At 68.1% G+C, this 24809-nt stretch carries 22 protein-coding genes; 3 read left to right on the top strand and 19 right to left on the bottom strand.

Annotation, left to right across the window (positions count from 1 at the left end; all coding sequences use genetic code 11):
• Positions 1-82 precede the first annotated feature (82 nt).
• The 15 genes from C8271_RS04790 to C8271_RS04720 form a co-directional block, all read right to left on the bottom strand.
• Complete coding sequence (locus C8271_RS04790; RefSeq protein ID WP_170957805.1) at positions 83-817, bottom strand: cell division protein FtsQ/DivIB; 735 nt, start codon at positions 815-817, stop codon at positions 83-85.
• Positions 818-1088: 271 nt separating this feature from the next.
• Positions 1089-2591, bottom strand: coding sequence for a UDP-N-acetylmuramate--L-alanine ligase (gene murC, locus C8271_RS04785; RefSeq protein WP_106506342.1), 1503 nt, complete (start codon positions 2589-2591; stop codon positions 1089-1091).
• Positions 2592-2626: 35 nt separating this feature from the next.
• Positions 2627-3709, bottom strand: a complete 1083-nt coding sequence (gene murG / locus C8271_RS04780; RefSeq protein ID WP_106506341.1) for an undecaprenyldiphospho-muramoylpentapeptide beta-N-acetylglucosaminyltransferase — start codon at positions 3707-3709, stop codon at positions 2627-2629.
• Complete coding sequence (locus C8271_RS04775) at positions 3706-5079, bottom strand: peptidoglycan glycosyltransferase FtsW (protein ID WP_106506340.1); 1374 nt, start codon at positions 5077-5079, stop codon at positions 3706-3708. The genes murG and C8271_RS04775 overlap by 4 nt, the downstream gene beginning before the upstream one ends.
• On the bottom strand, positions 5076-6584 hold the full coding sequence (murD, locus tag C8271_RS04770; protein ID WP_106506339.1) for a UDP-N-acetylmuramoyl-L-alanine--D-glutamate ligase: 1509 nt from the start codon (positions 6582-6584) through the stop codon (positions 5076-5078). Before murD ends, C8271_RS04775 begins: the two co-directional genes overlap by 4 nt.
• Entirely contained in the window at positions 6581-7681 is a 1101-nt protein-coding gene (mraY, locus tag C8271_RS04765) for a phospho-N-acetylmuramoyl-pentapeptide-transferase (protein WP_106506338.1), read from the bottom strand. The genes murD and mraY overlap by 4 nt, the downstream gene beginning before the upstream one ends.
• Positions 7678-9135: a UDP-N-acetylmuramoyl-tripeptide--D-alanyl-D-alanine ligase gene (locus C8271_RS04760; protein WP_342751937.1), complete on the bottom strand. Its 1458-nt coding sequence runs from the start codon at positions 9133-9135 to the stop codon at positions 7678-7680. The genes mraY and C8271_RS04760 overlap by 4 nt, the downstream gene beginning before the upstream one ends.
• Before the next feature lie 11 nt (positions 9136-9146).
• A complete protein-coding gene (locus C8271_RS04755) occupies positions 9147-10739 on the bottom strand; it encodes a UDP-N-acetylmuramoyl-L-alanyl-D-glutamate--2,6-diaminopimelate ligase (protein WP_106507885.1) in 1593 nt (530 codons plus the stop codon).
• A 5-nt stretch (positions 10740-10744) separates the two neighbouring features.
• Positions 10745-12538 (bottom strand): peptidoglycan D,D-transpeptidase FtsI family protein, encoded by a 1794-nt coding sequence (locus tag C8271_RS04750; RefSeq protein ID WP_106506336.1) that lies wholly within the window; start codon positions 12536-12538, stop codon positions 10745-10747.
• 2 nt (positions 12539-12540) lie between these two features.
• Entirely contained in the window at positions 12541-13044 is a 504-nt protein-coding gene (ftsL, locus tag C8271_RS04745; protein ID WP_106506335.1) for a cell division protein FtsL, read from the bottom strand.
• 21 nt (positions 13045-13065) lie between these two features.
• A complete protein-coding gene (gene rsmH / locus C8271_RS04740) occupies positions 13066-14058 on the bottom strand; it encodes a 16S rRNA (cytosine(1402)-N(4))-methyltransferase RsmH (protein WP_106506334.1) in 993 nt (330 codons plus the stop codon).
• Between the two features lie 167 nt (positions 14059-14225).
• Complete coding sequence (gene mraZ / locus C8271_RS04735; protein ID WP_106506333.1) at positions 14226-14657, bottom strand: division/cell wall cluster transcriptional repressor MraZ; 432 nt, start codon at positions 14655-14657, stop codon at positions 14226-14228.
• A gap of 432 nt (positions 14658-15089) precedes the next feature.
• Positions 15090-15491, bottom strand: coding sequence for a DUF3040 domain-containing protein (locus C8271_RS04730; RefSeq protein ID WP_106506332.1), 402 nt, complete (start codon positions 15489-15491; stop codon positions 15090-15092).
• 239 nt (positions 15492-15730) lie between these two features.
• Positions 15731-17005: a DNA polymerase IV gene (dinB, locus tag C8271_RS04725; RefSeq protein ID WP_106506331.1), complete on the bottom strand. Its 1275-nt coding sequence runs from the start codon at positions 17003-17005 to the stop codon at positions 15731-15733.
• A gap of 105 nt (positions 17006-17110) precedes the next feature.
• Positions 17111-17566 carry a hypothetical protein gene (locus tag C8271_RS04720; RefSeq protein WP_106506330.1) on the bottom strand — a complete coding sequence of 152 codons (456 nt, stop codon included), beginning with the start codon at positions 17564-17566 and terminating at the stop codon, positions 17111-17113.
• A 136-nt stretch (positions 17567-17702) separates the two neighbouring features.
• Here C8271_RS04720 and C8271_RS04715 point away from each other — a divergent pair, with 136 nt between their 5' ends.
• Positions 17703-18533 (top strand): spermidine synthase, encoded by an 831-nt coding sequence (locus tag C8271_RS04715; RefSeq protein ID WP_106506329.1) that lies wholly within the window; start codon positions 17703-17705, stop codon positions 18531-18533.
• Positions 18534-18662: 129 nt separating this feature from the next.
• Here C8271_RS04715 and C8271_RS04710 read toward each other — a convergent pair whose 3' ends face one another.
• Positions 18663-18866, bottom strand: a complete 204-nt coding sequence (locus C8271_RS04710) for a cold-shock protein (protein ID WP_106506328.1) — start codon at positions 18864-18866, stop codon at positions 18663-18665.
• A gap of 272 nt (positions 18867-19138) precedes the next feature.
• Entirely contained in the window at positions 19139-20125 is a 987-nt protein-coding gene (locus C8271_RS04705; RefSeq protein WP_106506327.1) for a PAC2 family protein, read from the bottom strand.
• Positions 20126-20297: 172 nt separating this feature from the next.
• Between C8271_RS04705 and C8271_RS04700 the strand changes: the two genes are divergently transcribed.
• On the top strand, positions 20298-22559 hold the full coding sequence (locus tag C8271_RS04700; protein ID WP_106506326.1) for a HelD family protein: 2262 nt from the start codon (positions 20298-20300) through the stop codon (positions 22557-22559).
• Positions 22560-22897: 338 nt separating this feature from the next.
• On the opposite strand, the gene nrdR is transcribed toward C8271_RS04700, so the two are convergent.
• Both nrdR and C8271_RS04690 read right to left on the bottom strand, forming a co-directional pair.
• A complete protein-coding gene (gene nrdR, locus C8271_RS04695; protein ID WP_106506325.1) occupies positions 22898-23365 on the bottom strand; it encodes a transcriptional regulator NrdR in 468 nt (155 codons plus the stop codon).
• 129 nt (positions 23366-23494) lie between these two features.
• Positions 23495-23869: a LysM peptidoglycan-binding domain-containing protein gene (locus C8271_RS04690; RefSeq protein ID WP_106506324.1), complete on the bottom strand. Its 375-nt coding sequence runs from the start codon at positions 23867-23869 to the stop codon at positions 23495-23497.
• A 172-nt stretch (positions 23870-24041) separates the two neighbouring features.
• Between C8271_RS04690 and lexA the strand changes: the two genes are divergently transcribed.
• Complete coding sequence (gene lexA, locus C8271_RS04685; RefSeq protein ID WP_106506323.1) at positions 24042-24764, top strand: transcriptional repressor LexA; 723 nt, start codon at positions 24042-24044, stop codon at positions 24762-24764.
• The last annotated feature ends 45 nt before the right edge of the window (positions 24765-24809 follow it).

The raw sequence follows: 24809 nt of genomic DNA, 5'->3' as shown, positions 1-24809 counted from the left end.
TCGGCGCAAACACCACGGGCGCGTGTCGCAGACCCGGCTGATTCAACAGTCCCCGTCGGAGCCGACCTGTCACAGCCCCACTTCACCGAGTCACGGGAGCAACCGGACTGGACACGTCAATCACGGTGCCGGGCTGGTCCAGCAGTGCCGCGACCACCTTGCCCTTCAGCTCCGCATCCGCGGCATCGCCCCAGACCACAGTTTTCGTCGCCCCGTTCTCGAGTGCGAGCGTCATGGTCACGTCGTTGGGTGAGGTCGCAGTGATTCCTCGCACTCCGTCAGCGATCTCGGGTGGCAAGGAGCTCGCCGCCTCGATCATCGCCTCGGCGGCTCCCTCCGGGTCGCGGGCCCCCTCCCCGACCGCGAGTGGCATCAGCACAGCATCCTGCGCGGCAGCATCGGGGAGCGCAACGCCGTGGGCGTCGAGGATCACCGTGTTGCCATCGAGGCGGGTGAGCTGTGCGATCGGTGTGCGCTCCGTGACCGTGACGGTGATCGTGTCCGGCCACGACCGCTCGACCTGTGCTGTCTCCACGCCAGGCACCTGCTCGATCCGGTTGGCCAGCTCCCCCGGGCGCACCAGCGCCATCGCCGTGCCGACCTCCGGATCGGTGACCTGAGAGATCGCGTCCTCCTGCACGTATCCCAGGCCGCTCACCGCGACCGTGCGCACCTGGAGGGCCGGTACGGTGAGCACGGCGATCCCCGCACCCGCCACGAGCACGAACGTGATGAGCGCGGCGATGATGAGGGCGCGACGCCGGCGGCGCCACGGCTGGCCCACCACGGCACGCCGAAAACGATCCGCGGCGTCCACGACCCTGCGGGACGACCTCTCACTGTCATCATCGGGGGGCGACGTGACCGCCGGCTCCTCCGGCTGTGTCTGCGAGTTCGTCAGGCGCCCCGAGCGCGCGGGAGAACCCAGAGGAGACGTCGTGCGCCTCGCGGGCGTCGCCCGCGTCTGCTCCTGGGGGGCCGACGGTGGCGTGCGGTCCGCATCCGAGCGGGCCGGTCTGCCGGATCGCGCTGCGGGATCGCGGCCCGGCTTGGTCTGCACTCGCGGCGCGGCGGGGCGGCGCGCCATCTCAGCCACACTCCATGCCGGCGGCACCCTCGAGGGCGGCCAGTACCGACGGTGTGCGGTTCACGATGTCGCCCGCGCCGAGCATGAGCAGCAGGTCGCCGCGGCGCACAGCCCCCAGGAGGTGCTCTTCGAGCGCGTCGCTGTCCTGCAGCGCATGCATTCGAGAACCGGCCGGTGCGTGGGCGGTGATCGTGCGGGCATCGATCGACGTATCAGGATCCTCGCGTGCGCCGTACACGGGAAGCACCCAGGCCTCATCGGCGAGAGCAAGTGAGGACGCGAAATCGGCGGCGAAATCACGCGTGCGCGAGAACAGATGCGGCTGGAACACCGCCAGAACGCGGCCCGTACCCGCTTGGTTCGTGATCGCGCGGGCCGCCTGCAGTGTGGCTGTCACCTCTCGGGGGTGGTGCGCATAGTCGTCCACGACCGTCACTCCGCCGGCGGTGCCGGCCACATCCCAGCGGCGCGAGGCGCCATGGAAGTCGCCGAGGCCGCGCGCTAGGGCATGCAGGTCGGCGTCGGGGCATGCGTGGGTGGTGGCGGCGAGGGCCGCGATCGCGTTGAGCACGTTGTGGTGCCCTGCGACCGACAGCTCCTGCCTGAGCTCGCCGAGCGGTCCGTGCACGCGGGCGGCGGCGCCGTGGGTGCCCGGTGTCTCCTCCAGGAGGCGCCAGTCGGCGCTCGGGTCGGCGCCGTAGGTGACCACGCGGGTGCCGCGCTGGGCGGCGCGCTGTGCGAGCGCTGCGGCACCGGGGTCGTCAGCGCAGGTCACCAGGATGCCGCCGGGTGCGAGTTGGGTGCTGACGGCGTCGAAGGCCGCTGTGAGCCGTGCGGCGTCACCATGGAAGTCGAGGTGATCTGGTTCGAGGTTCGTCACCACGAGTGCGTGGGGGTGGAACGCCAGGAAGGATCCGTCGGACTCATCAGCCTCGACCACGGCGAGACCGCCGTCACCAGCGCCGAAACCGGCATTGCGGCCCAGATCCGGAACCGCGGCACCGACGGCCCAGGCCGGGTCCTCCCCGGCCCCGCGCAGCGCCATCGCGCACATGCCCGTGGTCGAGGTCTTCCCGTGCGTGCCAGCCACCGCGATGAGGCGGCGGCCCGCGAGCATCCCGGCGAGAGCGGCCGCGCGATGCACGACGGGCAGGCCGCGTCGATGCGCCTCGATAACCTCGGGGTTGTCAGGGCGCACTGCGGTCGAGACCACCACGACGTCGACGTCCTCGCTGAGCAGGCTGGCGTCGAACCCGATACCGATGCGGGCTCCCGCCTCACGCAGCGGGGCGATGAACTGGCCGTCCTGGGAGTCAGAGCCGCTGACTGCGAATCCGGCCTCGAGGGCGAGTCGCGCAACGGCGGACATCCCAGCCCCGCCGATGCAGATGACGTGTATGGAGCGCACCGGAGTGTCCTGCGGCCAGTCGCGGCGCGTGACCACCGCACCCGGGGTCAGGATCGTGCGCGCGTCGCTTAGCGGGGCAGGCTCGGTGGTGCTCATGGAGTCACGGTAGCCCGGTGAACGGCAGGTTCGGCTCAGGCTCGGCGTGCGGCGCCGATCACGATGTCGGCCATCGTCTCGGCGGCGTCGCTGATGCCGAATCGACGTGCCGACGCTGCCATGTCTGCGAGACGGTCCTGATCGGTCAGCAGCGGCAGCGCATCAGACAGCAGGCGTGCTGCCGTGAGTTCACCGTCCGGAATCATCAGGGCGCCGCCTGCTGCGACCACCTCACGGCCATTGAGCGCCTGCTCGCCGTTGCCGATCGGCAGCGGGACCAGGATCGCCGGGAGCCCCACTGCGGTGAGCTCACTGACGGTGCCCGCCCCCGACCGTGTCAGTGCGAGATCTGCCGCGGCGTAGGCATCCTCCATCGCGTGGCAGTACTCGAGAACTCGATGCCCGGGGCGCTCCGGGATGTCCTGCGCTTTGCCGCGGCCGGTGAGGTGAAGAATCTGCGCTCCGGCAGCGAGCAGCTCCTCAGCCGCGTCGCGAACCGACTCATTCAGGCGCTGGGCACCGAGCGAACCTCCGGTTGCGAGCAGCACCGGACGGGCAGGATCAAGCCCGAATGCACGCACTGCATCGTCGTGGCGGGCAGCGCGATCCAGGTGCGCGATCGAGGCACGCATCGGCATGCCGATACGCCGAGCGCCGCGCAACCGGGTGCTGTCGAACGCGGTGAGCACGGCGTGTGCCCGACGCGCACCGAGACGGTTCGCGAGACCGGGGCGCACATTTGCCTCATGCAGCACAACGGGGGTGCGAGTGCGGCCGGCCGCGATATACGCGGGCGGGCAGACGTAGCCGCCGAAACCCGCAACCACCTGGATCTGCCGTTCGCGCAGCAGGTCGCTCACCTGCCGCAGGGTGCGCGCGAATCGCTGCGGGAAACGCAGGGCCGCACCGTTCGGGCGGCGCGGGAAGGGCACCTTCTCGATGGTGGCGAGTTCGAGCCCTGCCGTTGGGACAAGGTCGGCTTCAAGGCCGTCGGCCGTTCCCAGCGCCACGAGCTCCGCATCGGGTTCGCGTTCTCGGATCGCGGCAGCGGTGGCGAGCAGCGGGGCGACGTGCCCCGCCGTGCCGGCGCCGGCGAGCAGGATACGGGGCGCGCTCATCGCCGCACCGTGCCCGTTGCGAGTCCGCGGCGGCGCGTCCGCCCCCTGCCCGTGCCGCGGTCCTTGGGGCGCTTGCCCCGGACGCGTCGGCGCGTGGAGCGTCCGGACCGGGGGCCGACGGACACGGAGACCGTGTGTCGCACCTGGGAGAACGACGCACCGAGTGCTTGTGCTGCTCCCTTCTCATGGCGGGCGAAGGAGAGCAACACACCCAGTGCCAACATCGAGGCGATGAGTGCAGATCCGCCCGAGGAAATGAACGGCAGCGGCACGCCGAGCACCGGCAGCAGGCCGGTGACCACCATCATGTTCACGAACGCCTGCCCGAGCAGCCAGGAGGCGATGCCGCCGATGGCGACCTGCTGGAAGATGTCATCGACCTTCGTGATCATGCGCAGCAGCACGAAGGCGAGCAGCACGAACAGCAGCAGCACACCGAGCGTGCCCACGAGGCCGAGCTCCTCGCCGATGATGGCGAAGATGTAGTCGTCCTTAGCCGCGGGCAGGCGCCCCCATTTCTGACGGGACTCCCCCAGGCCCACGCCCCACCAGCCGCCCTCGGCCAGACCCATGAGGCCGCGCTCGTACTGCATACAGGTGTCACGGGGGCATTCACCGTGCAGCCAGTTCGCGATGCGCGCCATGCGGTTCCCGCTGGTGATCGTCGCGACAACGACACCGAGGACGCCGATCAGTGCGCCCGCGGCGAACCAGCGCCGCGGTACACCCGCCACCCACAGCGCCCCTGCCACGAGCATGCACATCACCAGCACGGTGCCCAGGTCGTGCCCCCACATGACCAGGCCGAGCGCCACGATCAGCCCGGGCACCAGGGGGAAGAGGAGATGGCCGGGCTGGTGCAGCAGGCGCCGCTTGTTCGCCATCAGCGCGCCGATCCACACGGCAAGGGAGAGCTTCACGAGTTCGGACGGCTGGGCGGTGAAGGAGCCGATCCGAATCCAGTTGCGGTTTCCCGCCACTTCCCAGCCCAGCGGGGTGTGAACGAGCCCCTGCAATACGAGACCGAGCAGCAGCAGCCAGGGAGCCGCCTTCCGATAGAAGCCCGGCGGTAAGCAGGCAGCTATCACGAGGCCCACAAGGCCCATGGCGGCGAAGCTTCCCTGGCTGATGAACCCTGCGAACCCGGATTCCCCGCGCGCGATGTTCAGCACGGAGGAGCTGGAGAGCACCATGACCAGGCCAATACCCACCAGCAGGGTGCCCAGCGCGATCAGGGCATAGAAGTCAAAGGCCGGCGAGTTCAGCCAGCTGCCAATTCCGCGACGCATGCGGCCGCCGACGTCACCGAAGGGGTCATCCTCCTCGGGACGGATCACCCGGGGGCCCGGGCGGGTCTCCTGCATCGTCATGCGCGCTCTCCTGGCAGCTCGGTCACGGCCGCCGCGAACAGATCCCCCCGCTCCGCATAGTCACGGAACTGGTCGACGGAGGCGGCTGCGGGTGCCAGGAGCACCGTGCTGCCCGGAACGGCCAGCTCATGCGCGGCCTGCACGGCGTTGCGCATGAGTCGGGTCCTGTTCTCGACATCGCCAGTCTGCCCTGGATCGACCCGGATCACGGGGAGGGTCGGGGCGTGTCGACTCAGCGCCTGCTCGAAGGCGGTCGTGTCCACGCCGAGCAGAATCGCGCCGATGAGTCGCGGCGCCGCAGCGCTGACCAGTTCATCGACGTCGGCGCCCTTGAGGTCACCGCCGGCGATCCAGACGATCTGATCTGAGGCAGCCAGTGAGGCGCGGGCGGCCGCCGGATTGGTGGCTTTGGTGTCGTCGATCCAGTGCACGCCGTCGATGGTGGCGAGATGCTCGGCGCGGTGCTGCGCAATGCGGTAGGCACGCAGACCTGCCTGCACAGCTGCTGGCTCCACACCGTGGGAGCGGGCGAGTGCTGCGGCGGCCAGTGCGTCCAGCAGGATGTGGGGCGGCGCGCCGTGTGGGCCCAGATGATCGAGATCCCCGGGTTCGGTCAGCTGCAGCGCCTGGCGGCGTCGGTCAGCAAGGAAGGCGCGGTCGATCAGCATGCCATCGACGATGCCGAGCTCGGAGGGGCCGGGGGCACCGAGCGTGATGCCGATGGCACGTGCCCCCTCCAGCACATCGGCCCGCTCGACCAGGTGGCGTGTGGTGTCGTCGGCGGTGGCATAGACGCAGGCACGCTGCACACCCTCGTAGATCGTGCCTTTGGCGCGGGCGTACTCCTGTGCACTGCCATGCCAGTCGAGGTGGTCGTCGCTCACATTCAGCACGGCTGCGGATTCGCACTGCAGATGCTGGGTCCAGTGCAGCTGGAAGCTCGACAGCTCGATGGCGAGCACGTCGTACCCCTCGGGGTCGAGAGCGGCTTCGATCACCGGCAGCCCCACGTTGCCGCACGCGACGGCGCGTAATCCCGCTGCGCGCAGGATCGTCTCGAGCATCGTCACCGTCGTGGTCTTGCCATTGGTGCCCGTGATGCCGAGCCAGGCGGGACCATCCGGTGCCTGCATGCGGCGGGCGAGCTCGACCTCACTCCATACCGGGATGCCTTGCTCGCGCGCCTCGGCGAGCAGGGGCTGGCTGGGCCGCCATCCCGGGGAGGTGACCACCAGGTCGATGTCACGGTCCTGCGGCAGTGCGCTCGTCTCCGTCTGCCCCAGGCGCACTTCGACGCCGAGCACCTCGAGCACCTGGGCACGCTCGCGATTCTCTGGCGTGTCCGCGCCGTCGACGACGAGCACCCGGGCGCCGCGCTGCATGGTCTGGTCAGCCACCGCGTAGCCGGAGACACCGAAACCGGCCACGAGGATCCGCAGCCCGGTCACGTCGAGACCGGGCCAGGGCAGCTGCTCGACATCGACGGCGCCGGTGCGCTGCGTCATGAGGTGAGCCTCGGCAGGGCATCCAGGTAGAACACGCCAAGGCCCAGAGCGGCCAGGACACCGGCGACGATCCAGAACCGCACCACGATCGTGACCTCGTTCCAGCCCTTCAGCTCGAAGTGGTGCTGCAGCGGGGCCATGCGGAACACACGCTTGCCCGTCGTCTTGAAGCTGGTGACCTGGATGATCACGGACAGGGAGATGATCACGAACAGGCCGCCGATGATGGCGCCCAGCAGCTGGGTGCGTGACAGGATCGTCAGCCCGGCGAGCGCACCGCCCAGGGCCAGCGAACCGGTATCGCCCATGAAGATCTTCGCCGGTGACGTGTTCCACCACAGGAAACCGACGCAGGCGCACATGATGGCGGCGGCAACGATCGCGATGTCCAGCGGGTCGCGGGCGGAGTAGCAGTGCACGATCCCGCCGGCGGAGAGATCCACATTGCACACCTGGCGCCACTGCCAGAACGAGATCACGAGGTACGCGGCAGTGAAGATGATGGTGGCGCCGGTGGCGAGCCCGTCCAGCCCATCGGTGAGGTTCACCCCGTTGGACCAGGCAGCTACCAGGAAGTTCGCCCAGATTGCGAACAAAATGAAGCCCACGACGGTGCCGGCGAATGCAAGGTCCAGCCACGGCACATCGCGCACGAAGGAGATCTGCGTGCTGGCCGGGGTGTTGCCGACGTCATCGGGGAACAGCAGCGCGAGAACCGCGAACCCGGTGGCGACCAGTGACTGGCCGATCAACTTCGCACGGGGAGTCAGACCCAGGCTGCGCTGCTGGGAGATCTTCAGGTAGTCATCCAAAAAGCCGACGACCCCCAGGCCCACCATGAGGAACAGCACAAGCAGTCCCGAGGCGGTGGGCGGCGTCCACAGCACCAGATGCGTGGCGGCGTACGCCAGCAGCACTGCAAGGATGATGGCCACTCCACCCATCGTCGGCGTTCCGCGCTTGGTGGCATGCGAGGTGGGGCCATCGTCGCGAATGAACTGCCCGTAGCCCTTCTTCACCAGCACACGGATGTAGAGCGGCGTGCCAGCCCCGGCGATGGCCAGGGCGATGACTCCCGCGATCATGATCGCGATCATGCCTGCTCCCCTCCCTGCGGATCGGGCTGGGCGCGATGCTCGAGAGAGGCGAGCAGGGGGCTCGTGATGCGGCGCAGTCCGGCATCGCGCGATGACTTCAGCAGCACCACGTCTCCGGGCGCCGTGATCCGTTCTAGCACAGTGAGCGCGTCATCTACCGTCTCGACATAGCGTGATTCACCACCGAAGCTTCCTTCCAGGCTGGCACCGTGATGGATCGGGGCGGCGCCCTTCCCCACGACGATGAGCTGGGAGATGTTCAGGCGCACGGCCAGGCGGCCGATCTCGTCGTGCAGACTCGTAGTGTCGGGGCCGAGCTCGAGCATCTCGCCGAGCACCGCGATGGTGCGGTGCCCCCGCCCCAGATGCGCGAGGGTGCGCAGAGCGTGCTTCATGGAGTCCGGGTTCGCGTTGTAGGCATCGTCGATGAGGGTGACGCCACCGGACTCGTGGCGTTGCATGCGCTGCCCGGAAGCGAGGCGGGCACCGTCTACCCGCTCCGCCACCTGTGCGGGGTCCGCACCGGCGATCACGGCTGCGGTCACGGCGGCGAGCACATTCGCGGCTTGGTGCTCCCCCAGCAGGTCAGGTCGCATAGGGAAGCTGCCAGCGGGCACGACGCTGCCGTCCAGCCGCGTGAGCCCGTCGGGGATCACCAGGTCGAAACGGGCGCGGGCGTCGTCGTCGAGTGTGAGGTTCTCCCCCCGCACCTGGCCGGACCAGAAGCCCCACGTGGTCACCGGGGCGGCGCTGCGTTCGGCCATGGCAGCCACACGCGGATCCTCCGCGTTCAGCACGGCACGGCCGGCGGGCTCGAGGGCGGCGACCAGCTCACCCTTGGCACGAGCCGTGGTCTCGATGTCGCCGTACTCGCCGATATGCGCGGTGCCAACATTCAGCACAAGCGCAATATCCGGACGGGCGATCGAGGTGAGATGGTCGATGTGCCCCAGGCCCCGCGCTCCCATCTCGAGCACCAGGAACCGGGTGGATTCCCGGATGCCGAGCACGGTCAGCGGAAGTCCGAGCTCATTGTTGTGGCTGCCTTCGGGGGCGATGGTCTCCCCGCACCCGGTGAGCACATGCCCCATGAGGTCCTTGGTGCCTGTCTTCCCCGCGCTTGCGGTGACAGCGAGCACCACCAGGTCCGGGTTCTCGCGGCGCGCCCGCTCCAGCTGCTCGTGAGCGAGTACCGACAGTGCCTGTTCCACGTCATCCACGAGCACCGCCGGATGGTCGACGGAGGCAGAAACCAGGGCCAGCGCGGCACCGTTTCGCGCTGCGGCGCCGACGAAGTCGTGCCCGTCGGACCTTTCGCCGACGAATGCCGCGAACAGGTCTCCACGGTGCACCGCACGTGAGTCCAGTCGAGCGCTCCCGGTGATCGTCTCAGCGCCTGTGGCGCCGCCGATGAGTCGTCCCCCGGTCACGGCTGCGACGTCTCTCGCGGTCATGGTGAGCATGCTCAGTGATCTCCGTCTATGGTGGTGCGTGGCTTCTCGACGCCGCGGCGCAGCGCGTCCCGCAGCTGCACGCGATCGTCAAACGGATGGACGATACCGCCGATCTCCTGACCGGTCTCCGCTCCTTTGCCGGCCACCAGGATCGTGTCGCCCACGGCGGCCAGGCACGCCGCACGTGCGATCGCGGCGGCACGGCCCTCAACAACGTGCACATCTGGCCGTTCCGCAGGAATGCCGGAACGCACCTGGTCACGAATAGCTGCAGGATCCTCCGTGCGCGGGTTGTCGTCCGTGATGATGACGATGTCGGAACCGTCGGCCGCGACCTTCCCCATCAGGGGCCGCTTGGTGCGATCCCGATCGCCACCGGCGCCCATCACGGTGATCACACGCGCGGTGCCGGGAACAGCGCGCAGCGTCGCGAGCGCCTGCTCAAGCGCTGCCGGTGTGTGCGAGTAGTCGACGACACCGCGCACGGGCGTAGAGGCGATCAGCTCCATGCGGCCCGGGACGGTCCCGGCGGTCCCGAGCGCCTCATCGACCTCGGAGCCACGGATGCCGATGGCATCCAGCAGCAGGTGCGCGGCCAGTGTGTTCGCGACGTAGTGCCGTCCAGGCAGCGCGGCCCGCAGCGGCAGATCTCGATCGGCGCTGCGGGCAGTGAAGCAGGTGCCGAAACCGTCAGGGCGGACATCCGTCGCTGTGACGTCGGCGTCAACGCCGGGAGCCGTGGCGTACGTGGTGACAGGCACCGAGGCGATCGCTGCGAGGCGGCGGCCCCAATCGTCGTCCACGCAGACGATGCCGCGACGGGAGTGTTCGGGCGTGAACAGTCGGGCTTTCGCCTGGAAGTAGTCCTCCATCGTGGGATGGAAGTCCAGGTGATCCTGGCTGAGGTTCGTGAAACAGGCGATGTCGAAGACCGCCTGGTCGGCGCGGTGCAGCACGAGTGCATGGCTGGAGACCTCCATGGCGCACACGTCCACGCCGTCCTCGACCATGCGAGCGAAGATGCCATGCAGGTCGGTGGCTTCTGGGGTGGTGCGCGCCGTCGCCACGCGATGCTCACGCCCCGAACCGTCACGATAGAAGGTGCCGCTGGTTCCGATCATTCCGGCGGCATGCCCCAGGTGCCCCAGGGCGGAGCGGACCATCGTGGTGACCGACGTCTTGCCGTTGGTTCCGGTCACGGCAATGGTTTTGAGGCGACGCCAGGCGGAGCCGTAGACCGCGTCGGCAGCCCGGGCAGTGTCGGCACGAGGGTTCCTCACCTCGAGCACGATCAGCCCAGCCTCGCGGCAGGCCGCAGCCCCGTCGGTGTCCGTCAGTGCGGCGACAGCTCCGCGCTCAGCCGCCTGCGCGGCGAAACGAGCGCCATGGGTATGAGCCCCAGGCAAGGCTGCCAACAGGTCACCGGGCCGGGCAGTGCGGGAGTCGAGGGTGATGCCGGTGATGACCGGATCCGCGGCCAGTGGTTCGGTGACACCCAGGAGCGAGGCAAGCTGGGACAGCTGTTCCCCTCGCGGATGCGCGGGGCGTGGGGGCTCCGGGTCGTCCGTGCGCAGATTCTCGCCGTCTGCACTCTGCTGCGTCATGCTGCTCACCACTCCGTTTCGTACGGGCGCGGTGCGGCCCCGGTGGGCGCGATGCCCTGAGTCTGGAGCGTGTACGCCATGAGCTCGGAAAAGGCGGGAGCAGCCGCCTTACTGCCGGAGATGAAGGAGGGGAGACCGAACACGAACACACCGATCACGATCTCCGGGTTATCCGCGGGAGCGAAGCCGATGAAGGACGCGGTGTAGGTGCCATCGGGAACCTGCGCGGTGCCCGTCTTCCCTGCCACGGTGTACTGCGGGACGGACGCTTTGTGCTTGCCGTCCTCGACGGCAGTGTCCATCATGCGCACCATGGTCTCGTTGGTCTCCGAGGAGATCACACGGGTACGGGTGGGTTCGCCCAGCGGGCGCACGCTGCCGTCGGCCTGCCGTACACCCTTGACGATGGACGGCTGGACACGCACCCCGTCGTTGGCGAACGTACCCATAGCGCAGACCATCTGCAGGGCGGTCACAGAGTAGCCCTGACCGAAGCCCGTGGTGTAGCGAGTGCGCCCGGTCCACTTCTCCGGAGCATGCACGATGCCTGCGGACTCCCCCGGAAGGCCGACCCCTGTGGGTGCTCCCAGCCCGAACTTGCGCAAGTAGTCATAGCGCACCTGCGGAGTCATCTTCTCGGAGACCTGCACGGTGCCGACGTTCGAGCTGTTCTTGAGAACCCCGGCGAGGGTCAGACGCTGCGTGGGATGGTGATGCGAGTCCTTGATCCGCTCGCCGTTGAAATACTGCTCGTAGTCCACTGTGTACTGAGAGGACGGGGATGCGACGCCCTCCTCGATGGCGGCCGCGAAAGTGAACACCTTGCCTGTCGAACCAGGCTCGAAGACGTTCGAGACGGACTTGTTGCCGCGCGCTGTGTCCGGGGAGTCAGCAGGCGCGTTGGGGTCATAGGTGGGGTAGTCGGCGAGAGCGAGCACTTCGCCGGTGCGCGCGTTGTAGACCACCGCACTGCCCCCGGTCGCTCCCCAGGCGTCGACGGCGCCAGCAACGGTCTGCTGTGCCTTCCACTGCAGGTCACGATCGATGGTCAGGGCGAGGGACTCACCGTCCTGCGCCGGGGTGACGGTGTTGTTCCCCGTCGGGATCATCTGCCCACCGGCGCCGCGCTCATACTCGATCCGGCCATTCGTCCCCGCGAGAGTCTCGTTGTAGGTCAGTTCGGCGCCTGCGAGCGCGGCGCCATCGGCGCCAACGAAACCGACGATGTTCCCGCCCACGGAACCGGCCGGGTACACGCGATCAGCGACGCGGTCAGAGCCGACGCCGGGAATCTTCAGCGCCATAACGGCGCTGCGCACCTCCGGTTCGACGTTCTTCCGCAGATAGAGGAAGCCCCGATCACCCGTCAGAGCAGTGGTGGTCTCCTCGATGGTCCAGCCCAGCACCGGGGCCAGCTCTCGCGCGGCGGCGGGGATGCCCTTGACCGTAGCTGTTGTGGAGTTCTTGAGGTAGTCACCAACCTGCCGCTGGTCGACCCACAGGTCGTAACGCTCCACAGAATCCGCAAGAACCGTGCCATGACGATCAGCGATCTGGCCACGCAGAGCAGGAATGGTGCGCTCCACCATGCGCTGCTTGACCGCCTCTTGGGCTCTCGCGCTCGCGTCCAGGCCCTGGATCCAGATCAGCCGGCCGGACAGGGCGAGCGCCATTACCAGCAACAGCGTGAGCAAGAAGCGGTGGCGCACAGCAGGTGCGCCGAGCCGTGCGCGCGGTATCCAGCCGCCGCCGCGGGTGCGCGGGGCGGGGCTGCGGCGAGGCGAGGTGCGGGTGGCCATGCTCAGACTCCCTCGTTGCCCATTCCGCGGTAGGCGGTGGAGCTGTCACTGAGGCGGGCGGGTGGAACAACGTGCGCGGCAGGAAGCGCCGGCGCCTGCTCTACCTGGCCAGCTGGAGAGCTCTCTCCCATCACCGTGCCGGTGGACAGATCGATGTAGGCCGGGTTTCCGACAGGGACCATACCGATCTCACGGGCGCTTTTCTCGAGCTCCTGCGGCGTGCCGAGTCGGGCATTGGTCTCCTGCAGCGCCTGTGCCTCCTCGGTGAGGCGCTGAGACTGACTCTGCAGGCGAGTGATCTTGTAGCTTGCGTCCGACATCTGGATATTCAGAAGCAGAAGTGCCACCAGCGTGCCCACGACGATGAGCGTGCACAGCACCGTGAACGGGAGCGGGCTGCGTGCAGGCTCGGGCCGGGCAAGGACGGTCAGACTGGGCCGCTGCTGCTGTGCGCTACGGGTCACGCGACCGGGTCTGGCGGCGCGTGCTGCGGAGGTGCTGGCCATGGGTGTGATTCCTGGTGTGTCTCAGTGGGCGGCGGAGTCAGGTCGGATGCGTTCGACCGCACGCAGGCGCACGGACGCTGCGCGGGGGTTCAGGGCGCGTTCGGCCTCGTCGGCCTGCAGGGCACCGCGAACCACGGCGGTGAAAGTCGGCCGATGTTCATCGAGTTCAACGGGCAGTCCGGCAGGTGCCGAGGACCGGGTGCGGCGCGCAAAGGCCGTCTTGACCAGTCGGTCCTCGCCGGAGTGGTAGGACTCGACAACAACGCGGCCGCCGACGGCGACGGCCTCGAGAGCCCCGCCGAGAGCGTCGGCGAGGATGTCCAGCTCGCGGTTCACGGCGATGCGCAGTGCCTGGAATGTGCGTTTGGCGGGGTGCCCGCCGGCGGCGCGGGACGCCGCGGGGATGGCGGCATCAAGGAGTTCCACCAGCTGGCCGCTGCGGGTGATCGGCTGTTGTTCGCGTTGCGTGACGATGTGGCGCGCAATGCGGCGAGCAAAGCGTTCGTCCCCGTAGGCGTGCAGGATGCGGGCGATCTCTGCCTCGGGCAGCTCACGCAGTAGGTCTGCGGCGGTGGGGTCGTCCCCGTCGGGATCCATCCGCATGTCGAGCGGGGCGTCGTGCGCGTAGGAGAATCCGCGCTCGGCAGTGTCGATCTGGAAGCTCGACAGTCCCAGGTCAAGCATGATCGCGTCGGCCGCATCGATGTCGAGGGAATCGAGGACGGCGGGGATCTCGTCGTACGTGGTGTGGACCAGGGTGATCCGGGCGCCGTGGCCTGCACGCTCAAGACGCTCACGGGCGAGGTCGAGGGCCTGGTCATCTCGGTCAATGCCGATGAGATGCGCGTGGGGGGCGCGGGTGAGCACAGCCTCGGCATGGCCGCCCATGCCGAGGGTTCCATCCACGTAGATCGCTCCTGGCCGTTGCAGCGCAGGGAGGAGGAGATCGACGGAGACCTCGCGCAGCACAGGGATGTGCCGCTGCTCGGCAGTCTGTGCGCTCGCGTGCTCCATGCGGCCCTCCCCTCGTCTGTCGTGCTGCTGGGTTCGCCTGGTGGGTGATGGCCCCGGCCATGCTGTTCTCGGTGCCGTCCGGCGGGATTCCCCGTCGTTCCCGACCCGCCACCGGGGAAGTTGCGTCGGGGCGGGAACGACGAGAGGTCTCGCTGCACGGATTGCCGTCAGAACAGGCCCGGGACCACCTCCTCGGCGGTCTGGGCGAAGCCCTCCTCCTTCTGCTCGAGGTAGGCCTCCCATGCGGGGAGCGACCAGATCTCGAGCCGATCGAGGGCGCCGATCACGGCGCACTCACGGTCAAGGTCCGCGTAGGTGCGCAGATGGCCTGGGATGGTGATGCGCCCCTGCTTGTCCGGGATGACGTCCTCCGCCCCGGAGAGCAGCACACGCAGGTAATCACGCGTGCGGCGGTCCGTGGTCGGAGCCCGTCGGGCCTCCTCGAGTTTCTGGCGGAACTCCTGGAGCGGATACACCGCGATGCAGTGCTCCTGTCCACGAGTCATGACCAGACCCGAGGCGAGGTCCTCGCGGAACTTCGCCGGGAAGATCAGCCGGCCCTTCTCATCGAGCTTGGGCGTGAAGGTTCCGAGGAACATCTCGCACCCCCTGTCACTCGTTGAGCAGACCATCTCCTTCCTACGCGCTCCACTTTACCCCACTTCTCCCCACAGCGCGCTACCCCACACCTCATTTCCTCACCCTGACACGGCAAAACTGCTGGTCATCGCAAGTGGCACAGGGTGGAGGGATGTAGCACACCGATGCCCTCGCATGCGGCGCGTCGCACGAGGTCCGGGGCTTCTCACCGCAGCCCTCGCATCATTCATGCAGGTCACAGCACCACCAGACGGCTTCTCCTCAGGCCGATCTCGCGCCGAGACTCGCGGTGGAGCAAAAGGGAGGAGGGCGGTGGAGCGCCGGGGAGGGCGGCTCGCATCCGCCTCACGCACAGCAACGCCCCGCACCGAACGGATCGGGCGGGGCGTTATCAGCGGGCGCTCAGCACGTCGCCGTGCGGGCGCATGGGGTCAGAAGCGTGAGTCGTCTCCGGAGCGCTTGTCCCAGCGCTTCTCCATCTGTTGCATGAAGCGGCCGCCAGCGGATGTCTTCGGTGCGCGCTGTGCGCTGCTGCTCGCGCCATCGGAGGAGGCATCCCTACCGGTTGCAGGAGCAGTGACGGCGTAGATCGCGCCGGCGAGCATACCGACGAACGCCAGGACGCCAAGCCAGACAGCGGGGATGGACACGGCGAAGACGAGCACCAGCAGACCCGCGACAACGCCACCGAGTCCCACCGCGATGCGCCGGCGGTCGCGCCGGCCACGATCGCTGCTTTCATGACGGAAGGCGCGCGCCAGACGCGGATCGTCGGCGAAGAGCTGGCGCTCCATCTCATCGAGCATCTTCTGCTCTTGCTCCGACAGCGGCATGTCTGAGCTCCTTCGTCCCCGTGCGTGGCGCCCACCGGCAGCGATTCCCACCGCGAGCGGGAGTCACAGCCCCCATCAGCGGTGGAGCCAGGATAGTGCTGGTGTCTGGGAAAAGGAACTGCGCGCGCAGCGTTTCAGCCAGGATCACGCACCGGCCATGCCCCACCCAAGGAACGACCCGCCGGATCGTGATGCGGGGACTCCTCCTCGGCGAGAGGACCCAAGCCTCCCTCGGTGCTTCAGTCGCGATCTGCCTCCCGCGTGGTCGGGTCGACCTCGCGAGCCGTGGAACGTGCCTCGAGTGCGGATCCGCGGGTGATGCTGGCGCGACCGAATCGTTCCGCGGCGCGATCCCATGCGCTCTCCAGCCCCTGCCACCCGGTGGTCCGGCCTGCGAGCTCCTGGGCGCCGTGCTGCTCCGCACGCTCGAGGTGCGAGGCCCGCACCCCGGCCAGTCGGACCCTGGGCATCGTGGCTGCCTCCCTCTCCCACAGCGCGACCACGTGCTCGCGCAGCCGCTCCCCACTCGCGCTCGGCTGCCCGAGGGTGGAGGAGCGGGTGATCGTGGTGCCATCGGGCGCGCGGAGCTTCAGCACGACAGTCCGGGTGACAAAGCCGTGCTGACGTAGTTGACGGGCGACGTCATCACTCATCGCCGTGATCCGTCGGCGCACCTCAGATGGATCGGCGAGGTCCTGATCCCAGGTGCGTTCCGTCCCCAGAGAGCGGTCACGGCTATGGGCACCGAGCCCGGTACGGTCCTCCCCCGCGGCAAGACGCGCGACATCCACTGCCCGAGGACCAAGGATGCGCGCCAGTGTGCTGGATGGAACCGCGCGCAGGTCACTGACGGTCCTCACACCGAGCCGCTGTAGTCGCTCGACGGCACGCGGGCCCACCCCAGCGATCACGGACACGGGCAACGGTGCGAGGAACTGCGCCGTCTTCTCTGCGGGGATGATGAGCACACCGTCGGGCTTCGCGGCCCCGGAGGCGATCTTCGCGACCGGCCGGGAGACGGATCCGCCAACGGAGCTGGGCAGGCCGAGCTCCGAGCGGATTCGTGACCGCAGCAGGTCTGCGATTGTCTCGGGTGGCCCGAAGAGACGGCGGGCCGGACGCACATCGAGGAAGGCTTCGTCCACGCTGATCTGTTCCACGGTGGCGACGACATCGCGCAGGATCGCCATCACCTGCCGGGAGACACGGCGGTAGTGGTCGATCCGGGGAGGCACGATCACGAGGTCCCGTGTCAGGCGCCGTGCCGCCGCCATCGGCATCGCCGAGCGGATCCCGAAGGCCCGTGCCGGGTAGCTCGCAGCGGCCACCACGGCTCGATCGCTCGTTCCGCCAACCACCACGGGGCGCCCCTGCAGTGCCGGATCATCCCGGATCTCAATGGACGCGAAGAAGGCGTCCATGTCCAGGTGCAGGATGCCGGGCGAATCCTCCGCCTGGCCCTCTGCTGCAGGCGTGGAGGTATGTGCGGGCGGCCTCTTGTCGCTGCGCACCATTCCTCACCCTGCTCTCATCGATCCCGTGCTCGGACTGTATCCGCTCTGCGCGCCTGAACGGCAACGACCATCCCCGTACTCCGCCCGTATCCGTCTGCGCCGTCGTCAGCTGGCAAGCGCCACGACAGGCTGGGCGATATCCGCCAGGCAGAGCTCACGCACGCGCCGCAAATGCTCACGTGTCCCGGCACAGTGCCGTGCGATCAGATCGGCATCCGGTTCCCTGCGTTCCTCGCGATCCAGCAGGGCGCGCTCACGCACGAAAGGCTCGCACTCCTCGGCACGTCGAGCGTGCTCACCCCCGAGTCTGCTCAGTGCCGCCCAGACGTTCAACGGCAACGGGCGCCTGCGGGAGCGGTTGGCACGGCTGATGACGACACCGGCGATTCTCAGCGCCGCTCGGTGCGCGAGCTCGAACGCATCGCGACCATCCTGTGACTCGGCGTGACAGAGAATCTGCTCAGCACGCTCCAGCGCCGCGAGGTCTGCATCAAGCCGTCGCAGAGCAGCTCCGGTGGTGCGCGATGCTGTCTGATTCGGCCTCAGTTGCGTGATGGACATGGCCCCTCCTCTAGTCCGCGCCACGGCCTGACCGCCGCGGCTGTGATCTCGTCTCGGAACGTTACGGAGCCACTGCGACATTCGAGGGCCACCGTGGACACACGGCCGCGGTGGAGGAGGGAACTACAGTGGAGCGATGCCGCGACCGACCCGCCATGCATCCACTGCCGTGCGTGAAGGAGCCGTTGTCCCCTGGGATGAGTCGGTCCCGATCAGCACCGGCACGGTCACCGCGCGCCAGGAGACCGACGCCTCGGTTCTGCTCGAGGTGAACGGCGTGCCGTCTTCGCACCTGCATCCAGATCCGCGTCACCTCGTCTTCGAGTACATGCGCTGGATGGACCTGGCGATCGGGCTGCATCTGGAGGAGCCAGGCGCCTCCACACCACAGATCGCTCACTTGGGCGGCGCCGGGTGCGCTCTGCCGCGCGCACTGGCCGCCGCGTATCCCCGTGCCCGGCAGATCGCTGTGGAGATCGATGCGCTTCTCGCCGAGCAGGTGCGCAGCTGGTTCGATCTGCCGCGCTCCCCCGCCCTGCGTATTCGTGTGGGTGATGCGGCGCAGGTGCTCTCATCCTGGCGCGACGATCGCTTCGACGTGCTCACCCGCGATGTGTTCTCCGGGTCAGTGACACCTCCCGCGCTCGTGAGCCGCGATGCGGCAGCTCATGCGCATCGCGTGCTGCGACCGGGCGGGCTGTACCTTGCGAATTCTGCGGCTCCTCCCGGAACCAGCGTGCTCGCCGACGAGCTTGCAACGCTCGGCGCTGTGTTCACGACGGTGGGCGTGATCGCTGAGCCAGCACATCTGTCCGGGAAGCGCCGCGGGAACTGCGTGCTGCTCGCCTCTGATGCGCCGCTACCCCCGGGGCTCGAACGCGCGCTGAGGTCGGACCCTGTGTCAGTGCGGCTGGCGACCGACGATCAGGTGGAGCGACTGCGCCGTCGAGGCAGCATCATCGAGTGACTGCGTGGGCGTCGCCGCGCGCTGTGGGGGATCGCCCTGTGTATCCGCTGGGCCGGCACCATCCGAAGACGGCGTGGGCCGGGCAGGGGTGTCCCTGCCCGGCCCACGCAGCCGGTATGTCTGAACGGGTCAGAGCGGGCGGACCTTCTCCGCCTGCGGACCCTTTTCACCCTGCGCGACCTCGAATTCGACGCGCTGCCCCTCGTCAAGAGTGCGGTAGCCATCCATGTCGATGCGGCTGTGGTGCACGAAAACGTCGGCGCCACCGCCGTCGATCTCGATGAACCCGTAGCCCTTCTCGGCGTTGAACCACTTGACCGAGCCCTGTGCCATGTCCTGTCACTTCCTGTGTCGTCCGTCATCGGCCGCCGATGGCGACCGTGGTGCCGCGTGCGCGAGGAGGACCCCTCTCGCAGATGCGTGCCGCTCGTGCCGCGTGGCTCGAGGACGGACCATCCCTCTGCTCACCTGTTCGGGCATTCCGGACAGGAGAGCAGGTGGACATGCATCACCGCAACGGGATCATTCTGTCACGGCCGTGGCGCAGTTCACCCGGGCCGACGGATTCGGCGGTCACGAAGGGGTAACAACCTTCAGGCAGCCGTTCACAGCCGCCCGGGCCCTTCACCCTCCCCTGCGTCGCGGTCAGCGAGGAACCGCTCGAAGTGATCGCCGATCTCATCTGCGGTCGGCAGGTCCATGGTGGTGTGCAGGGGGTGCTGCTCCCCCTGCATCTGGTCATGCTGCTCCTCGAGGGCACGCACGATCTGCTGCACCTCGCCGTTCTGTTCCAGGGTCGCTTCGAGGGCAGCAGTCGCTGCGTCGGTGAGGTCCCCGAGATCGACCAGCGGCAGTTCGAGACCAGCAGCATCGCTCACGCGTCGCAGCAAGGCGAGCGCTCCTGCGGGAAAGTCCGTGCGCGTGAGGTAATGCGGCACCTGGGCCGCATACCCCATCGCCGGCAAGGAGGCTCGGCCGAGTTCGTGCTCAAGGTAGGTGCCGAAAGCGGCCGGCACCACGATCTCCGACTCGATCGTGACGCCATCGCCATCACCGTTTCTCGTACCAGTGTGCCCAGGCGGGGTCGGCTCGGGGCGGTCTCGTCCCGCGAGCAAGCTGGGATCGTTGGCGTGGGCGATCAGCCCGATCGGGCGAGTGTGCGGCACAGCTGCTGGAACTGCCTGCATGCCCACCACGCGGTCGACGTCGAAGAACTCCACCAGGTCGATCAGCGCCTGGGCGAACCGTCGCCACTGCAGATCCGGTTCAGGGCCGTCCAGCAGCAGGAATGGGCGGTCGGATTCGTCGTACATCAGACTGATCGACAGGTCCGGGATCTCCACACGCGTATAGGAGAGACCGTCGAACGCCGCCTGAGGGCGCGAGCCGCGGTAGTCAAGAAGCTCATCGGTATCGAAGGACACCAGCGGCACGTGCCGAAGCTGGTCGCGAAGATACGTGGCGGCGATTCGGCAGGAGTTGCCGGCATCCACCAGTCCCGGCAAAGCATGCACGAGGGTGAGGCCGTTGCGGGGCGCAGCCTCCAGCACGTCCATGGACGCGAAGCTGTACAGATCTCGTGGATCACGCATATCGGATCTGCCCTCCTCGCTGATGCGGCACGGCCGCTCGGCCACCGGTGTCACCGCCGCATGTCACGGCACCCAGGCGCGTCCACCATAATGGATCACCGCGCTCCGGCCCTGAGGGCCTCAGCCTTCCCGGAGCAGCCTCACGACAGCGCCGCTCAGGGGGACCCACAGCGTGGATGAGAATGACGAGCGACTCGCACGGGAGCTCGCGCGCGAGCAGGCCTACGCCGATCTGCTCTACACACGCCTTGATGAGCTGACGGGGCAGGTCGAGCGGAATCTCGATCAGATGCAGGCCTCGCAGCACGCTTCCACTCATCAGAACCGCTCCGAACGCGACTCCTTCGTGGCCCTGTACGAAGACCGCCTGTCGCTGCTGCGGTCCGTGAGCCGTTCGGTGGTGTTCGGGCGGTTGGACACCGACGACGGCGAGCGGCACTACATCGGACGCATCGGCTTGTTCACCCCGGATCGCGAGCAGCTACTGGTGGACTGGCGCGCCCCCGCGGCCGCAGCGTTTTACCAGGCGACAAGCGCGGACAGGCTCGGCGTGCGGCTACGGCGCCACCTCATCGGGCGCGGCCGCACGATCGTCGGCCTCGAAGATGACGTTCTCGACCAATCCCTCCTCGACGCCGACGGGTTGCAGGAAGACGTTGTGCTGCACGGCGAGGGCGCGCTGCTCGCTGCCGTCTCCACGCAGCGCACCGGACGCATGGGCGACATCGTCGCGACCATCCAGGCGGAACAGGACCGCATCATCCGCTCCGAGCATCGTGGCGTGCTCGTGGTTCAAGGCGGTCCCGGTACCGGCAAGACCGCGGTCGCACTGCATCGCGCTGCCTATCTGCTGTACACGCACCGCCGTAGACTCGAGCACACGGGCGTGCTGATCATGGCACCTACCCGCGGCTTTCTGCGCTACATCGAGCGAGTGCTGCCCAGTCTGGGCGAATCCGGCGTGGTCATGCTCACCCCCGGTGATCTCATGCCCGGGATCGAGACAACGCTGCGGGACGACGACGCGATCGCCCGCGTGAAGGGCGATGTCGCCATGGCGGAGCTGCTCTCGCGTGCGGTCAAACAACGCCAGATCGTGCCCGAGCGCGATGTGCGGCTACGTATCGACGGTACGGAGCTCACGCTCACCCGCGACGATGTGCGCGCCGCCCGGCGGGAAGCACGCGCCAGTCACCGTCCCCATAACGCTGCGCGCACCGTCTTCGCCCGCTCCGTGCTCGAACGGCTCGCCGACCGCTACGAGGAGGCGCTACGCCGAGCCGGTCGCACCGTACTGCCGGAAGACCGTCCGGACCTCCTCTCGGATCTGCGACATGAACCGTCGGTGCGTCGCGCGGTGAACCTGGCCTGGTTGCCCTACACCCCGCAGCAGTTCCTGCGCATCCTCTTCGCGCATCCGGAACGACTACGCGCCGCCGCCCCACGCTCTCTCGCCCCCCATGTTCACCTCCTGGTGCGTCAGAAGGACGCGCCGTGGACGGTGGAGGATGTTCCGCTCTTGGACGAGGTCGCCGAGCTCCTCGGCCACGACGACGCCCCCGATGAGGCGCTCGCCCGCGACGCCCGCGCAGCACGCGAACGCGACGTGGACTATGCCCGGGCCGTGCTGGAGAACGTGGACACATCGGGCATGGTTCGCGCGGAGGATCTGGCCGCGCAGGTGGCTCGTGTGCGCGATGGCCGCTCCCTCGCGGAACGTGCTGCCGCAGAGCGCACGTGGACGTACGGCCATGTTGTGGTCGACGAGGCCCAGGAACACTCGGCGATGATGTGGCGGTCGCTCATGCGGCGCTGCCCGACGAAATCCTTCACCGTCGTCGGCGATGTCGCCCAGACGTCGAGTGCGGCAGGGACGCACAGCTGGGAACAAGCACTCTCCCCGTACGTCGAGGATCGGCTCGAGGTTTTCCAGCTCACCGTCAACTACCGCACACCCCGCCGAATCATGGACGCCGCTCTGTCCACGGCCCGGTCCCACGATCTACCGGTCACCGACGTCAGTTCGGTGCGGGAAGGTTCCGAGGATCCGCTGATCGAACGGGTCGGCGCCGCGGATCTGAACGCCCGCGCAGCACAGGCGACTGCAGCCCTGTACACGCGCGCGATCGGCAGGATCGCGGTGATCTCTGCACCAGATCGCATCGCTGCGCTGATCGATACGCTGCGCACGGTGCCGAGCCTGCCGCACGTCGGCAGCGGATCCGACGGGGTGGATGATGAGATCGCCGTGATGAGTGCGCAGGACGCGAAGGGGCTCGAGTTCGATGCGGTCGTCGTGGTCGAACCCTCGGAGCTGCTCGTCGGGCATGACCGTGGGGCTGGCGACCTCTTCGTGGCGATGACGCGGTCCACGCAGCATCTGGGCATCGTACACAGTGCACCGTTGCCTGCCGGGATCAGCCCAGCACGCTGAGCGAAGCCATCGGCGCACCGGCGGTGCTGTGAACGCCGCACCGGCTTCGTCGTCGGACCCATAGCAGCAGGGATTCTGCGAGGCGAGGCGAAGCACAGCCGATGCGCAGGGCAAGGGACGCAGGCTTTGCAGAGAGGCATTGGATACAGGAACGGCGGCCGTGGCTTCCCCTCCACGACCGCCGTCCGGTGTGCGCCGCGCGAGCGCACGAGCTCAATCTTATGCACTGTTCACCGGTGCTCATGACCATTCCCGTCACTTTGTGGAGAAACCGGGCTGCGATGCCCGCCGAGGCAGAGCTGTGGTGCAGTGTCCCGGCGCGTGCGGGCTGCCGCCTCTCACTCTGCGGTCGCAGCCTCGTCCTCGCAGGCACGAAGGCGCTCGATCGCTGCATCGAAGTCGTCCAGCGAGTCAAAGCTCTGATAGACGCTGGCGAATCGCAGGTAGGCGACGAGGTCAAGCTCCTGTAGGGGCTGCAGGATCGCCAGGCCCACGTCATGGGCGTCAATCTCCGCCTGCCCCGAAGCGCGGATGTCTTCCTCAACGCGCTGCGCGAGAATTGCAAGCTGATCATCCGTCACGGGGCGCCCCTGGCACGCCTTGCGCACGCCTGAGACCACCTTCGCGCGGCTGAACGGCTCACTGGCGCCGGAGCGTTTGCGCACGGAGAGCGAGGCGGACTCAGAGGTAGAGAAGCGCCGACCGCAGTTCGGGCACTGCCGACGGCGTCGAATAGCCGCACCATCGTCGGTGGTGCGGGAGTCGACGACACGCGAGTCGGGGTGGCGGCAGAACGGGCAGTGCACCGCATCAGACTACCCGCACTCGCCCACCAGCGCGCCCGAGTGCGACCGCACCGCGCATCGACGATGCCTCGACCACGGCACAGTCATGCCGTCGGCCACACACAGCACCTCCGCCGACCGGGCGAACACTCAGCGCTCGATCTCTCCAACGGGCAGGGTGATGGTCGAGCCTGCTGTGAGCCGCGCGGTGGTCAGATTATTCAGCTGCTGTGCACGCTGCACGAAGTCCTGCGGATCCTGCGTGGGGGCGTACTCCTCGGCGTAGCCCCAGAGCGTGTCTCCCGATTCCACGGTGACGGTGACGGCACGATCGGATCCTCCCGCCACGGCCGAGGAGATATCCAGCGCAAGCATCGACACCGCAGCGACCGCCAGCCCCAGCAGAAACGCGATGAGGACGACGAGACGGCGTCCACGGCGCGTGAGTGCGAGTCGAACGCTCGCTCGACCCCGCGCCGTGCGCGCGGGCTGCTGAGGGCGACGGAAGGGGAGAACCGTATCCATTGTCCGAACTCCTGTTCGATCGAATTCGTGTGCGACTGTATCCGCCACCGAGCGCGACACGCAAGCTCCGATCGAACATGTGTTTGGCGTTCGACATCTGACGGCCTACGCTCGGTGACAGGACTCATGCAACCGGGAGGGTCCGACAAACGAACGGCAGGAGGCCCGCACGATGACGCCGAGCAACGCCCCCGGAGGACGCCCCACTGCGGGTCCCGACATCTCCGCAGTCCCCGCGTATGACGCAGAGGCACAGCCGGCGCTGACAGCTCGTCAACGGCGTGTGCTCGCCACCATCACGGAGGCGATCACGTCGCGCGGATACCCACCGTCGATGCGAGAGATCGGGGACGCCGTCGGGCTGACGTCCTCCTCATCGGTGTCCCATCAGTTGCAGGCGCTCGAACGCAAGGGCTATCTGCGCCGGGATCCCAAGCGGCCGCGGGCGATGGAGGTCGTCATGCCTGGCGAGGACGATGCTCCGCACGCGGAAGAGGATCAGCCCGACATCTCCTCATCGCCCTCGGTGCGTGTGCCACTGGTCGGGCGCATCGCCGCTGGCGTCCCGATCACCGCCCAGGAGCAGGTGGAAGACGTCTTCACCCTGCCAGAGCAGATCGTGGGCGGCGGAGAGCTGTTCCTGCTGAAAGTCGTGGGTGACTCCATGATTGATGCTGCCATCTGCGATGGGGACTGGGTGGTCGTGCGCAGTCAGAAGACGGCTGAGAAAGGCGAGATCGTCGCGGCGATGATCGATGGGGAGGCAACCGTCAAGACGTTCACGCAGCGTGACGGACACGTCTGGCTCATGCCTCACAACCCCGCTTTCGCCCCGATCCTCGGTGACAGCGCCGAGATCCTGGGCAAGGTCGTCGCCGTTCTCCGCTCTGTCTGACCCTCGTCCAACACGTCAGCAGGGTCGATCCACGGTTCAGTAGGC

Source organism: Brachybacterium timonense (assembly GCF_900258505.1).
Lineage (GTDB): Bacteria > Actinomycetota > Actinomycetes > Actinomycetales > Dermabacteraceae > Brachybacterium > Brachybacterium timonense.
The sequence above is the reverse complement of the archived record's forward strand: the minus strand, read 5'-3'. Positions and strand labels throughout refer to the sequence as shown.

Bases quoted from the DNA above. Each gene is read 5' to 3' on its own strand.
- C8271_RS04775 (WP_106506340.1), bottom strand. From the start codon at position 5,079: ATGACGATGCAGGAGACCCGCCCGGGCCCCCGGGTGATCCGTCCCGAG.
- murD (WP_106506339.1), bottom strand. From the start codon at position 6,584: ATGACGCAGCGCACCGGCGCCGTCGATGTCGAGCAGCTGCCCTGGCCC.
- C8271_RS04730 (WP_106506332.1), bottom strand. From the start codon at position 15,491: ATGCCGCTGTCGGAGCAAGAGCAGAAGATGCTCGATGAGATGGAGCGC.
- murC (WP_106506342.1), bottom strand. From the start codon at position 2,591: ATGAGCACCACCGAGCCTGCCCCGCTAAGCGACGCGCGCACGATCCTG.
- C8271_RS04715 (WP_106506329.1), top strand. From the start codon at position 17,703: ATGCCGCGACCGACCCGCCATGCATCCACTGCCGTGCGTGAAGGAGCC.
- C8271_RS04710 (WP_106506328.1), bottom strand. From the start codon at position 18,866: ATGGCACAGGGCTCGGTCAAGTGGTTCAACGCCGAGAAGGGCTACGGG.
- ftsL (WP_106506335.1), bottom strand. From the start codon at position 13,044: ATGGCCAGCACCTCCGCAGCACGCGCCGCCAGACCCGGTCGCGTGACC.
- mraZ (WP_106506333.1), bottom strand. From the start codon at position 14,657: ATGTTCCTCGGAACCTTCACGCCCAAGCTCGATGAGAAGGGCCGGCTG.
- C8271_RS04720 (WP_106506330.1), bottom strand. From the start codon at position 17,566: ATGTCCATCACGCAACTGAGGCCGAATCAGACAGCATCGCGCACCACC.
- C8271_RS04755 (WP_106507885.1), bottom strand. From the start codon at position 10,739: ATGACGCAGCAGAGTGCAGACGGCGAGAATCTGCGCACGGACGACCCG.
- C8271_RS04750 (WP_106506336.1), bottom strand. From the start codon at position 12,538: ATGGCCACCCGCACCTCGCCTCGCCGCAGCCCCGCCCCGCGCACCCGC.
- dinB (WP_106506331.1), bottom strand. From the start codon at position 17,005: ATGGTGCGCAGCGACAAGAGGCCGCCCGCACATACCTCCACGCCTGCA.
- C8271_RS04705 (WP_106506327.1), bottom strand. From the start codon at position 20,125: ATGCGTGATCCACGAGATCTGTACAGCTTCGCGTCCATGGACGTGCTG.
- C8271_RS04690 (WP_106506324.1), bottom strand. From the start codon at position 23,869: ATGGATACGGTTCTCCCCTTCCGTCGCCCTCAGCAGCCCGCGCGCACG.
- mraY (WP_106506338.1), bottom strand. From the start codon at position 7,681: ATGATCGCGATCATGATCGCGGGAGTCATCGCCCTGGCCATCGCCGGG.
- rsmH (WP_106506334.1), bottom strand. From the start codon at position 14,058: ATGGAGCACGCGAGCGCACAGACTGCCGAGCAGCGGCACATCCCTGTG.
- lexA (WP_106506323.1), top strand. From the start codon at position 24,042: ATGACGCCGAGCAACGCCCCCGGAGGACGCCCCACTGCGGGTCCCGAC.
- murG (WP_106506341.1), bottom strand. From the start codon at position 3,709: ATGAGCGCGCCCCGTATCCTGCTCGCCGGCGCCGGCACGGCGGGGCAC.
- C8271_RS04760 (WP_342751937.1), bottom strand. From the start codon at position 9,135: ATGACCGCGAGAGACGTCGCAGCCGTGACCGGGGGACGACTCATCGGC.